Below are 11,895 nucleotides of genomic sequence, written 5' to 3' on the forward strand. Positions count from 1 at the left end.
GATATGAACGCTTCCGAAACCCCGACGCCCCTGCCCCTGCATACCGAACGCCTGGTCCTGCGCAGCGCCGATCAAGCCCAAGCCCCGGCCCTGCAGCGTTACCTGCTGGATAACCGCGAGCACCTCGCGCCCTGGGAGCCGCTGCGCGACGAGGAGTACTTCCAGCTTGCGGCGGTGGCCCAGCGGCTAGGGGACATGGCAGGCAAAGTCGCCACACAAGAGGCCCGGCACTGGCTGCTGTTCGATCGTGCCGAGCAGCGAGTGCTGGGCGCCTGCAATTTCACCAACATCGTGCGAGGTGCGTTCCAGGCCTGCCACCTGGGTTTCGCCCTGGCCCGACACGCCCAGGGCCGGGGTCTGATGCACGAAGCCCTGCAAGCGGCCATCGGCCATGCCTTCGATGAGCTGCAACTGCATCGGATCATGGCCAACCACCGCCCCGAGAACCTGCGCAGTGCCCAACTGCTTGCGCGCCTGGGCTTCGAACAAGAGGGCCGGGCCCGCGCCTACCTGAAGATCAACGGTGAATGGGCCGACCATGTGCTGACCGCGTTGATCAACCCTCGGCCGATGTAGGTCGGCCATCCATCAACAGGAGCGCAACGCAAAAAAAACCGCAGCCAGCTGCGGTTTTTTTCATGGTCAGTTGAATGGCTGTGGCCGTGGAGTCTGTGCCGAGGAAGGCGGCAGCATCGGCAGCTTGAAGTCCGGCTGGTCGCCGGTCAGGGTCTGCAGGAACGCGACAATCTGGCCGACCTCCGAGGTGTCCAGCTTGCGTCCCAGTTGCAGGCGGGCCATGACGTCCACCGCCTCGTCCAGGGTCCAGTAGGCACCGTCGTGGAAGTAGGGATAGGTCAGCGCCACGTTGCGCAGGGTCGGGACCTTGAAGCGCATCCGGTCGGCGTCCTTGCCGGTCAGCCCGGCAACGCCCTGGGCCGGGTTCTTGGTCACGTAGGGCTCGATCATGCCCATCTTCTGGAACGAGCTGCCGCCCACTGCCTCGCCGTTGTGGCAGGCCACGCAGCCGATTGACTTGAACAACTGGTAGCCCTTGAGCGCAGTGGGGCTGATGGCCGCCTGGTCGCCTTGCAGCCAGCGGTCGAAGGGCGCGTTGGGGGTCACCAGGGTGTCTTCGAAGGCCGCGATGGCGTTGGTCACGTCATCGAACTTGATGCCATCGTCACCGTAGACCCGCTTGAACGAGGCCCGGTACTGCGGGATGGAGCGCAATACATCCACCGCCAGGTCGTGGGTGAAGCCCATCTCCCCCGGGTTGGCGATGGGGCCGCCGGCCTGCTCCTGGAGCGTGTCGGCGCGGCCGTCCCAATACTGCGCAAAACTCAGGCCCGAGTTGAGCACCGTGGGCGAGTTGATCGGCCCCTGGTGCCAGTTGTGGCCGATGGAGGTCGGCAGGTTGTCGCTGCCACCCATGCTCAGGTTGTGGCAGGAGTTGCAGGAAATGAAACCGGACTTGGACAAGCGCGGGTCGAAGAACAATTGCTTGCCCAGCTCCACCTTGTCGACATCCGTGATCTTCGCCGGCTGCACCGGCTGGATCGGTTCGCTGGGCGGCGCTCCCCACGCCTGGCTCCCCCACAGCAATCCGAAAACAAGCAACCACTTACTCGTGTACATGGCGTCCTCTCATCAGGCTTTATGGTTTGCCCCCAACCATGTGCCCAACGGCTGCCAGGTGCCCTGATTCAGGTCAATCGGTGCAGGTTGAAGCGCCCAGCCGGTCGCACAAGGCCAGGGGTTGCCGGCCGGTGAAGCCCAACGCTGCTTGCTACTGCTGTACATTGCTCCCACGGACGACACCTCAATTCCCCTGCGAACGGAGCTCAACGCGTGTTCTCGACCCTCCCCTCCCGCTATCGCCAACTGGCCGGCATCGGCTTGCTCGCCGCCGCCCTGGGCCTTGCCGCCTGCCACAACCCACCGGCCTCCACCGCCCTGCCACCCGCTCCGGAAGTCGCCTCGGGCTACCGCACCGACATGCAGACCCGGCACGCCGCCAAGCACATGGCCGCTGCCGCCAACCCGCTGGCCGCCGAGGCCGGGCGCGAAATGCTGCGCAAGGGCGGCTCGGCCATCGATGCGGCGATCGCCATGCAGGCCGTGCTGACCCTGGTGGAACCGCAATCCTCGGGGATCGGCGGCGGGGCGATGATCGTGCTCTGGGATGGCAAGGCCGTGCGCACCTATGACGGCCGCGAAACCGCCCCGGCAGGCGCCACCGAGAAGCTGTTCCTGCAGGCCGACGGCAAGCCCATGTCCTTCCCCCAGGCGCAGATCGGCGGACGCTCGGTGGGCACTCCCGGGGTATTGCGTGCCCTGGAGATGGCCCACAAGCAACACGGTCGCCTGCCCTGGGCGCAACTGTTCGAACCGGCGATCCGCCTGGCCGAACAAGGCTTCGCCATCTCGCCACGGCTGCACACCATGATCAGCAGCGACAGCGCCCTGCCGCGCTCGCCGGACATGGCCGCCTACTTCCTCAACGCCGACGGTACGCCCAAGGCCGTCGGCACCCTGCTGAAGAACCCGCAGCTGGCCGCGGTGCTCAAGCGCATCGCCCAGGAAGGCCCGGACGCGCTGTACAAGGGGCCGATCGCCGCCGAGATCGTGGCCAAGGTCCAGGGCCACGCCAACCCCGGCAGCCTGTCGCTCGCCGACCTGCAGAACTACCGCGCCAAGGAGCGCGCGCCACTGTGCAGCGACTACAAGCGCTGGCAGGTCTGCGGCATGCCGCCGCCCTCCTCCGGGGGCGTGGCAGTGGCGCAGATCCTCGGCACCCTGCAAGCCCTGGAGCAGCGTGATCCACGCTACACCCTGGCCAATCTCAAACCGCAGAAAACCCAACAGCCGGCCGGCCTGGAACCGGCGCCACAAGCGGTACACCTGATCGCCGAGGCCGAGCGCCTGGCCTACGCCGACCGCGGCCTGTACGTGGCCGACAGTGACTTCGTGCCAGTGCCGGTAGCCGGCCTGATCGCCCCGGACTACCTGGCCAGTCGTGCCGCCCTGATCGGCGAGCGCAGCATGGGCCAGGCCGAGCCCGGCAAACCGCGGGGCATCCAGGTGGCCTATGCACCGGACCGTTCGCCGATGCGCATCTCCACCTCCCAGGTCGTGGCGGTGGATGACCAGGGCGGCGCGGTGTCCATGACCACCACGGTAGAAGCGGCGTTCGGCTCGCACCTGATGGTCCAGGGCTTCATGCTCAACAACCAGATGACCGACTTCTCCTTCATTCCCGAGGAGAACGGCCAGCCGGTGGCCAACCGCGTGCAGCCGGGCAAGCGCCCACGTTCGTCCATGGCGCCGACCCTGGTCTTCGATCGTGCCAGCGGCGAGCTGCTGGCCAGCGTCGGCTCTCCCGGCGGCTCGCAGATCATCGAGTACGTGGCCAAGTCGGTGATCGGCATGCTCGACTGGAACCTCGACCCGCAAGCCGCCGTTGGCCTGCCCAACTTCGGCAGCCGCAACGGCCCCACCGAGCTGGAGCAGGGCCAGTTCAGCCCGGCGCTGAAACAGGCGTTGCAGGCCCAGGGTCACCAGGTGAATGAAATCGACATGACCAGCGGCACCCAGGCCATCGTTCGCGTGCGTGATGCGAAGGGCAAGGCGTCCTGGGCCGGTGGCGCCGACCCACGGCGTGAAGGCGAGGCGCTGGGGGACTGAGGGTTCTGCGCCGCGCCCGAGGGCTGGCCGTGAGGCCGGCCCTTTTTTGTGGGCCTGTATGCTGTTTTTTGCAGCGCTCTGTATCTGATCGGGCAGGAAGTTCTGCCCTAGCATCAGCGCTTGCCAACGAGGAACAGACAATGCAGCCGATCCCCGCCGATATCACCGTCCCAGGCCTGAGCGTGCGTCGCCTGGGCCTCCAGGACCTGGAACTGGTGTGCACCCACCGCCAGGCGATGTTCCTCGACGCCGGCCACCCGCCAGCCACCTTGCAGGTCATGACCGAACACTTTCGTCCCTGGCTGCATCAACGCCTGGTGGACGGTCGTTACTACGGCTTCGTGCTGCTGGAAGCCGAGCAGCCCGTGGCCAGCATCGGCCTGATGAACATCGACTGGCCGCCCCACCCGGCTCACCCGACCCAGGATCAACGCGGCTACGTGCTCAATGTCTACGTCGAGCCCAGCCACCGCCGCCGGGGCCTGGCCACGGCGCTGATGCAACTGGCGGATGCCGAGTTCCGGCAACGTGGCCTGGGTTTCGCCATCCTGCATGCCACTCGCTCCGGCCAACCCCTCTACCAGGGCCTGGGCTGGGCCGCCACCAGTGAAATGGCCAAGCCCCTGCAACCCTTCGCGTAACCACGCCCCTGACCACCCACGGTGAAATCCGCTTTTCCCTGGGCGGCGAACACCTGCATCCGCTGTTTCGCGTGAAGGCCGATCTACCGATCAGCGAAGCCCTGGAGCACGCCTCGACCCTGTTGCATCTGGCAAAGCAATTCACCCTGGAGACAGCCATGGAGCCCCGGTGCGACCGCTATGCTTGAGCGGCACACTTTCCTGGCGGAGATGGGCAAGGCACCGATGGACGACGTGCACACCACGCTCTGCGCATGACCTTATCGTCACTGAGTCCAGGTAGCGTCTGCGGGCCGATCCATTGATCTGCCCGTACGTCGCTCGACTCACTCAGCGACTTGTTTAAGTCCCATGACGGGACTAGGATCGCGCCATGAGAATTATTGCAGTCAGTCAGTTGAAGGCCTTCTGGAAACGCTACCCGGACGCAGAACAGCCTCTGCTGGCCTGGATCGATGAAGCAAGGAATGCAGAGTGGTCCAACCCTGCGCAGATCAAGGACCAGTACCGCAACGCCAGCATTCTCAAAAGCCGCAGGGTGGTCTTCAACATCAAGGGCAACGAGTATCGATTGATCGTTGCCGCGGCCTATCGTTTCGGTGCGCTCTACATCAAGTTCGTCGGCACTCACCAGCAGTACGACGCGATTGACGCTGACAGCGTAGACATGGAGTAACCCACATGAACATCCGCCCCATCCACACCGACCAGGACTACCGCGCGGCACTGAAGAGCGTCTCGCCGCTGTTCGACAACGAACCACAACCGGGAACCCCTGAAGGCGATTACTTCGACGTGATGATCACCCTGATCGAAGCCTACGAAGCCAAGCGGTTCCCCCTGGACCTGCCCAATCCGATCGAGGCGATCAAGTTCCGCATGGAGCAGTCCGGCTTGTCCGCCGCCGACCTGGTGCCCGCCATCGGCCGCACCAACCGCGTCTATGAAGTGCTCAATGGCAAGCGCGCGCTGACCCTGCCCATGATCTGGAAACTGCACCAGCTGTTCGGCATTCCCGCCCAGAGCCTGATCAAGCCCACAAAATCATCCTGAGCACCACGGCCGGGCTTGAGCTTGCCCTTAGGTAAAGGCCCAACATGCCGGCAAGCCCAACAACACCCAGGACGCTCCATGCTCACCATCGGACAAATGGCCCGCTGCCACGGCCTCACCACCAAGACCCTGCGCCACTACGACAGCATCGGCCTGTTCGCCCCCATGCTCACCGGGCGCGACAACGGATATCGCTACTACAGCCCGCAGCAGATCGCCACCCTCGGCCGGATCGTCTGGCTGCGCCAGTTGGGCATGTCCCTGGAGGACATCCGCACCCTGGCCGACCAGGGCGGCCTGGACAGCCCACTGGCCATGGAGCAGGCGCTGCAAGGGCAGGCACGGCAATTGGAAAGCGACATCGCTCGCGGCCAGAAGGTGCTGGACCAGCTGCAACGCTACCTGGCCCAACCCCCACGCCAGCTCCCCAAGGCCCAGGTGCCGGAACGGGTATTTCTCAGCGCGCAGCGGATCATCGGCATGGCCTGGCAGCAGGGCGATGCGGGCTCCATCCCCGAGTTGTGGCAACGCTTCGAACCCCGCGAGCAGGAGATCCAGCGCCTGGCCGACCCCATGGGCACCTACGGCATCTGCCAGCCCCTGGACGACAGCCAATGGCGCTACATAGCCGGCCTGCCGGTGGCCGCCGACGCGCCCCTGGTACCCGGCATGGTGGAGCTGGAAATCCCCGCTCGCCACTACGCTCGGGTGGAGCACCATGGCACCGTGCAAACCCTGCCGGAAACCTTCCGCGCCGCCTACAGCGAATGGCTGCCCACCGCCGGACTGGTACCCGTGGATGCGGTGGAGTTCGAGTACAGCGGTGAACGCTTCCTCGGCCCAATGCACCCCGACAGCGTGGTGGAGTTGTACATCCCGCTCGGCTCCTGAGGCTCTGGCATCGGGGCGACCGCTGGTCACCCCCCTCTCCCCACGGCTTGCCGGTCAGCAAAAATGCATCGGATACCGCTATGCTCTGCCCCCATCCCCGAGGTAACCGAGCGCAGGCCCGATGAGTTTCCAGGCAAACGTGTTGAAGCAGATCGCAGGTATCCGCCATGAGTTCTCCACCATTGGCGCGACGCTACCGGCCAGCCTGTTCTTCTGCTCCCAGGTGCACAGTGGCGATGTCATCGAGGCCAGCACGACCTTGCCCAGCGGGATCATCCGTGGCGATGCGGTGCTGACTCGCTCCAACCGCCCGATCGCCGTGGTCACCGCCGACTGCCTGCCGATCCTGATCAGCAGCGACGACGGTTCCTGGGTCGCGGCGGTGCATGGCGGCTGGAAGGGCCTGCACGGCGGGATCATCGCCAATGTGCTGCAACACCTGGCAACCAAGGGGGTTGAAGCACACCAGGTACGGGTCGCCATCGGCCCCTCGATCAAGCCTTGCTGCTATGAGGTCAGCGCCGACTTCATCGCCCCGTTCTCGACGGACCCGCAGCGCCCCTGGCCTGCCAGCCAGGCCCCCTGGAGCCATGAGCAGCCGGCACCGCTGCTGCCATCGCAGATCACTCCGCCTTCGGCCAGCCAGCAAGGCTCGTTGTGGTTCGACCTGAGCCGCTACGCCCTGCATCTGCTGCATGCCGCTGGCGTGGCGGACGAGCAGATCGAGATCAGCCCGCTCTGCACCTACTGCTCCACCCCCAGCCTGGCCAGCTACCGGCGCCGAGGCCATCGGGGCGAGGAAAAGACCTTCCAGTATTCCTGGATCGGTCGCACGGCCACGCGCTGAACACAAACATCGAGATGGGCTTGTCCCGCAGGGTGGGGTAACGTGGCCGCCTTTTTCAGGCCCAACCCAAGGAGTGCCCGTGTCTGACAACCTCTATGCCCCGCCCCAGGCGGACCTGGCCACCTCCCTGCCGGAGGCGAAGCAGCCGCCGTTCTACGTGGTATCCCGGGGCAAGTTCCTCACCCTGTTCATCCTCACCTTCGGCCTATACCGGGTGTACTGGGCCTACAAGAACTGGAAGCAGTTCAAGCAGGACAGCGGTGAGGAAATGTGGCCTGTGGCCCGGGCGATCTTCGCCATCTTCTTCACCCATGCTCTGTACCGCGAGGCCGATGCCCGGCTCAAGCGCGATGGCCAGGATTTCAAATGGGAGCACGATGGCCTGGCGACCCTGTTCGTGGTCGTATCGGTGGCCAGCAACGTCCTGGACAGCCTGGCGCGCAACAACGTCGGTTATCCGCTGGTGGATATCGCCAACCTGCTGCTGATACCGGCCCTGGCTTGGATCACCTGGCTGGGCCAGCGCGGCCTGAATGCCGCGGCTGGCGACTTGCACGGCCAGAGCAACGCCCGCTTCACCCCGATCAACTACCTGTTCATGGTGCTCGGGACGCTGCTACTGGTAGTGGTGTGCCTGGGGATGATGGTCATGGCGCGCTGAACTCAGGCGCTGACGTAGACCCAGGCCTGGATGCCGGAAGACAGGGTCACGCTGACTCGCTTGTAGTCCGAGACTTCATAGCGGTCGGCGGCTGCCAGTTCCTCGGCAGTGATGCGAAACACCATGCCGGGGATCGGTGCGCTGTCCGCCGACCCCGGACGCAGGATCGGGTGATGGGTCTTGCCGCTACTGGCCAGCACTTGCGGGTCGGTGATTTCCACCCAGTGCTGGTCGTAGCCGAGCATGGCGTCATGGCGACCCTCCAGTTCGCGGCCGAAGTTGGCCAGTTGCACCGCCTTGTCCTGCAGGGTGCCGTAGGAAAAAAGATAAACCGATGCCGGTGTTGCCGCACTCATCCGTAGTGTCCCAATCAAGGTTGTGATCCGCTTCAGCGGGTGATTTTCAGCGCCTGCCGCTCGTCGTGCCGCTCCAGAGCCAGCTCGATCAACCGGCTGACCAGTTCGCTGTAGCTCATGCCCGCGGCCTGCCACAGCTTGGGGTACATGCTGATGCGCGTGAACCCCGGCAAGGAGTTGACCTCGTTGATCAACACCTGGCCACTGTCGGTGAGAAACACATCGACCCGCGCCAACCCGGAGCAACCCAGCACCTGGAAAGCCTCGATGGCCAGGGCGCGAATCCGCTCGCTGGCTTCATGGTCGATGGCCGCCGGCACTACCACCTGGGCCGCCTGCTCGTCGATGTACTTGCTGTCATAGGAATAGAAACCGCTGCCGACCACGATCTCGCCACAGCCACTGGCGATAGGCTGGTCGTTGCCCAGTACCGCGCACTCGATCTCCCGGCCACGTACCGCCGACTCCACCAGCACCTTGTGGTCGAAGCCCAGGGCCAGCTCTACCGCGGCCTGGTACTGAGCCTCGTCCTCGACCTTGCTCACCCCCACCGACGAGCCCTGGTTGGCCGGTTTGACGAACAACGGCAGGCCAAGCGCCGCCCGGACCTGGGCAAAGTCATGGCGCGCCCGGTTGGCGCGGGTCAGGGTGACGAAGGGCGTCACCGCAAGGCCGGCATCGCGCAGCAGGCGCTTGCTGATGTCCTTGTCCATGCACACCGCCGAGCCCAGCACGTCGGAGCCGACGAAGGGCAAGTCGGCCATGCGCAGCAGGCCCTGCAGGCAACCGTCTTCGCCCAGGGTGCCGTGGACGATGGGGAAGATCACATCGACGTGCCCCAGCAGCTCCTGGCTGGAGGTCTCCACCAGTTGCCCGCTGGCCTTGCCCGGCACCACCGCCAGTTCGCGGTTGGACTGGTTGAGGGCGATCAGCGCCGGGTTCTCCTGGTTGATCAGGAAGTTCGAGGTGTCGTTGAGGTGCCAGTGGCCCTGCTTGTCGATACCGATCAACACCGGTTCGAAACGCGAGCGATCCAGGGCATCGACGATGTTGCGTGCCGATTGCAGCGACACTTCATGCTCGGCCGAACGGCCACCAAAGATAATCCCGACCCGCAGCTTGCTCATGAATGGCTTCCGTCTTGAAAAGAGATTCCCGGCCTCAGCTCGGGCTGTAGCGCAGGTGGATCAGCGCCACCCGCTCGTGTTGTTTGTCCTTGCGTTCCTCGATGGCGAAGGGCACGAACCCCAGCTTCGGATAGAACAACAGCCCCGCCACATTGCTGTTGAAGCAGGACAGGGTCACGTCGCTGGCCTGGTGCCGGCTGCGGGCGAGATAGATCATCTGCCCGATCAACTGCGCGCCCAGCCCGACGCTGCGCACATCCGGGTCGACGATCACGTTGCCGATAGTGCAGGTGCCGCCCTGTTCCCAGCGATAGAAATTGGCGAAACCCACCACCTGTCCGTCACGCTCGATCACCGTGGAATCGCTGCGCTGGGCGATAGAGTCGCGCAACTGCTCATGGGTCAAGGGCCAGGTGGCGGCGGGAAAAAAGAAGAACAGCTCCTGGGCACTGCGCACAAAGCCGCAGATACGCGGGATATCGGCGTCCACCACCGGGCGGAAGGTCACTGCCATGTTCGGTCTCCTGCGGGACGTAGCGTCCTGGTCGAGGTTCGCGTCATGGGCCCCAAACGCTGCCGCATGAGCCTGTAGCGAGGTGGTGGACGCTACTCCTCTCGTTGCGCCCAGGCAACCACCGGGCCGGCCGCCAGCTATGCTCAATTAACGGGCTGCCATGTCGTGGGAGGGCAATCATGCAAGGCTACCTGGTGACCTTCTTCACCCAGCAGAACCGGCGTTACCACGGTCGGATGCTCGGCGACTGGATCATCGACCTGGCCCGGGAAATGGGCCTGCAGGGCGCCACCCTTTCCAGCGCTGTCGAAGGGTTCGGCCATTCCCGGCAACTGCACTCGGTGCATTTTTTCGACCTGGCCGACCAGCCCCTGGAAATCCGCCTGGCCATCAGCGAAGCAGAAGCCCGGCAATTGTTCGAACGCCTGGCCCAGGAAGACTTCGCGCTGTTCTACACCAAGGTCCCCATCGAGTTCGGCCACCTGGGCCGGCAGGCACAACTCGATAGCGCGTGATGGGCCGGGCAAGACAGCCGGTACGGCCTCGGGTTAACGTGCCGGTTTCAGCTACCTGCTCCTGGATTGCCCCATGGCCGGACCGATCATCACCGACTGGGTTCACCGCGCACCGCCCGCCCGGGGCCTGGAACGCATCGAAGCCTACTTCGCCGGCCATGGCTACGACATGCATCGCCACGATACCTACGCCATCGGCCGCACCCTGCACGGGGTACAGAGCTTCCAGTACCGCGGCGGCTGGCGCCATAGCCTGCCGGGCGGAACCATGGTCCTGCACCCCGACGAAGCCCACGATGGCGAAGCCGGGACCCAGGATGGCTTTCACTACCGCATGCTGTATGTCGAGCCGGCGTTGATCCAGCAGATCCTCGGCGGCCAGCCCCTGCCCTTCATCGCTGGCGGCCTGTCCGCCGATCCACGGCTGTTCGCCGCCACCCAGACCCTGCTGCGCAATGTCGACAGCCCCCTGGACCCGCTGGAGCAGCAAGATGCCCTGTTCGACCTGGCCCACGCACTCAACCGGGTATCCGGGGTCGCGGCGCCCCGGCAACGCTTCGACTACCAGGCCGCCGAACGTGCCCGGGAATACATCCACAGTGCCCTGGACCGCACCCTGACCCTCGATGAGCTGGCCGCCCACAGCCAGCGCGATCGCTGGAGCCTGTCCCGGGATTTTCGCCTGCTGTTCGGCACGAGCCCCTACCGCTACCTGAGCATGCGCCGCCTGGACCTGGTCCGGGCGCTGCTGGTGCAGGGCCAGCCCCTGGCCCACGCAGCGCTGGCTGCCGGCTTCGCCGACCAGAGCCACATGACCCGCCAGTTCCGCCAGGCCTATGGCCTGCCACCGGCACGCTGGCTGAAGATGCTCGGCCGCTGAACCACGCACAATCGTTCAAGAATCCACAGCCGCGGGTTGCCTACCCTGGGCGCTCTTTCACCAGCGATATGGAGCCCCCATGGACAATCCCGCCAGCAGCACCGCGCAACGCCAGTACCAGAGCATCAACTTCGCCCAGAAGCTCGGCCTGTTCAGCGAACAGTGGACCCCCAAGGTGATCGCCGAGATGAACGACTACCAGTTCAAGATCTCCAGGCTGCAAGGCGAGTTCGTCTGGCACTCCCACGCCGAGACCGACGAAACCTTCATCGTCCTCGATGGCCTGCTGCACATCGACTTCCGTGACGGCCAGGTGTCCATCGCCAGCGGCGAGATGTTCGTCGTGCCCCGCGGCGTGGAACACAAGCCCTGGTCGGAACAGGAGGTCAAGCTGCTGCTGATCGAGCCTCGGGGCGTACTCAACACCGGTAACCAGGGCGGCGCGCGCACCGCCTTGAACGACGTCTGGATCTGACCCCGCCCGACAGCCGGCCAGGGGAATTAATGCCGTGCTGTCGGAGTCAGAGCTGCGGTAGGCCGTCGATCGACTACCCTTGAACGATCCCTGGAGCGTCGAAAAGCCTGCGCCGCCCCTGGGACCAAAGGTAGAGTGACGCTCCTGCCCTTCTCCGTGCGCTGGCTCGATTGCAGGGACCGCAACCTGGTCCCGGTGTTCGATGACGCCCATGGCGCATCCACCCACCGCAGCGACTCCCGGACCCCTGA

Annotated in this window: 15 protein-coding genes and 1 pseudogene; 12 read left to right on the forward strand and 4 right to left on the reverse strand. The window is 65.1% G+C overall.

The annotated features are described in order from the left end of the window. Positions 1-3: 3 nt before the first annotated feature. Positions 4-576 (forward strand): ribosomal protein S5-alanine N-acetyltransferase, encoded by a 573-nt coding sequence (gene rimJ / locus C4K40_RS26380; protein ID WP_053132058.1) that lies wholly within the window; start codon positions 4-6, stop codon positions 574-576. Between the two features lie 66 nt (positions 577-642). On the opposite strand, the gene C4K40_RS26385 is transcribed toward rimJ, so the two are convergent. Then, positions 643-1,635 (reverse strand): cytochrome-c peroxidase, encoded by a 993-nt coding sequence (locus C4K40_RS26385; protein WP_083456910.1) that lies wholly within the window; start codon positions 1,633-1,635, stop codon positions 643-645. Positions 1,636-1,848: 213 nt separating this feature from the next. Between C4K40_RS26385 and ggt the strand changes: the two genes are divergently transcribed. From ggt to C4K40_RS26425, 8 genes and pseudogenes are all read left to right on the forward strand, one after another. Then, positions 1,849-3,684 (forward strand): gamma-glutamyltransferase, encoded by a 1,836-nt coding sequence (gene ggt / locus C4K40_RS26390; protein ID WP_053132060.1) that lies wholly within the window; start codon positions 1,849-1,851, stop codon positions 3,682-3,684. Between the two features lie 140 nt (positions 3,685-3,824). Next, a complete protein-coding gene (locus tag C4K40_RS26395; RefSeq protein ID WP_022640910.1) occupies positions 3,825-4,325 on the forward strand; it encodes a GNAT family N-acetyltransferase in 501 nt (166 codons plus the stop codon). 8 nt (positions 4,326-4,333) lie between these two features. Then, a pseudogene (locus C4K40_RS26400) lies at positions 4,334-4,583 on the forward strand (DUF3077 domain-containing protein). 115 nt (positions 4,584-4,698) lie between these two features. After that, positions 4,699-5,001: a type II toxin-antitoxin system HigB family toxin gene (locus C4K40_RS26405; RefSeq protein ID WP_022640911.1), complete on the forward strand. Its 303-nt coding sequence runs from the start codon at positions 4,699-4,701 to the stop codon at positions 4,999-5,001. Between the two features lie 5 nt (positions 5,002-5,006). After that, positions 5,007-5,378 (forward strand): type II toxin-antitoxin system HigA family antitoxin, encoded by a 372-nt coding sequence (locus C4K40_RS26410; protein WP_022640912.1) that lies wholly within the window; start codon positions 5,007-5,009, stop codon positions 5,376-5,378. A 78-nt stretch (positions 5,379-5,456) separates the two neighbouring features. Then, positions 5,457-6,269, forward strand: a complete 813-nt coding sequence (locus C4K40_RS26415; protein ID WP_053132062.1) for a MerR family transcriptional regulator — start codon at positions 5,457-5,459, stop codon at positions 6,267-6,269. Positions 6,270-6,390: 121 nt separating this feature from the next. Then, complete coding sequence (locus C4K40_RS26420; RefSeq protein ID WP_053132064.1) at positions 6,391-7,116, forward strand: polyphenol oxidase family protein; 726 nt, start codon at positions 6,391-6,393, stop codon at positions 7,114-7,116. A gap of 79 nt (positions 7,117-7,195) precedes the next feature. Continuing rightward, entirely contained in the window at positions 7,196-7,777 is a 582-nt protein-coding gene (locus C4K40_RS26425) for a hypothetical protein (protein ID WP_022640915.1), read from the forward strand. Between the two features lie 2 nt (positions 7,778-7,779). Here the strand turns inward: C4K40_RS26425 and C4K40_RS26430 are convergent, their stop codons facing one another. Genes C4K40_RS26430 through C4K40_RS26440 form a run of 3 tightly spaced genes read right to left on the reverse strand, consistent with a single transcriptional unit; the run spans position 7,780 to position 9,774 of the window. Continuing rightward, positions 7,780-8,133 carry a gamma-glutamylcyclotransferase family protein gene (locus tag C4K40_RS26430; protein ID WP_022640916.1) on the reverse strand — a complete coding sequence of 118 codons (354 nt, stop codon included), beginning with the start codon at positions 8,131-8,133 and terminating at the stop codon, positions 7,780-7,782. 32 nt (positions 8,134-8,165) lie between these two features. Beyond that, positions 8,166-9,260 (reverse strand): D-alanine--D-alanine ligase, encoded by a 1,095-nt coding sequence (ddlA, locus tag C4K40_RS26435; RefSeq protein ID WP_022640917.1) that lies wholly within the window; start codon positions 9,258-9,260, stop codon positions 8,166-8,168. Positions 9,261-9,294: 34 nt separating this feature from the next. Further along, a complete protein-coding gene (locus C4K40_RS26440; RefSeq protein WP_053132067.1) occupies positions 9,295-9,774 on the reverse strand; it encodes a GNAT family N-acetyltransferase in 480 nt (159 codons plus the stop codon). A gap of 179 nt (positions 9,775-9,953) precedes the next feature. Between C4K40_RS26440 and C4K40_RS26445 the strand changes: the two genes are divergently transcribed. From C4K40_RS26445 to C4K40_RS26455, 3 genes are all read left to right on the forward strand, one after another. After that, entirely contained in the window at positions 9,954-10,289 is a 336-nt protein-coding gene (locus C4K40_RS26445) for a DUF190 domain-containing protein (protein WP_022640919.1), read from the forward strand. Between the two features lie 73 nt (positions 10,290-10,362). Further along, positions 10,363-11,169, forward strand: coding sequence for an AraC family transcriptional regulator (locus tag C4K40_RS26450; RefSeq protein WP_053132069.1), 807 nt, complete (start codon positions 10,363-10,365; stop codon positions 11,167-11,169). Positions 11,170-11,248: 79 nt separating this feature from the next. Further along, complete coding sequence (locus C4K40_RS26455; RefSeq protein ID WP_022640921.1) at positions 11,249-11,644, forward strand: cupin domain-containing protein; 396 nt, start codon at positions 11,249-11,251, stop codon at positions 11,642-11,644. Positions 11,645-11,895: the final 251 nt, after the last annotated feature.

It is taken from the genome of Pseudomonas sp. CMR5c, assembly GCF_003850545.1.
Lineage (GTDB): Bacteria > Pseudomonadota > Gammaproteobacteria > Pseudomonadales > Pseudomonadaceae > Aquipseudomonas > Aquipseudomonas piscis.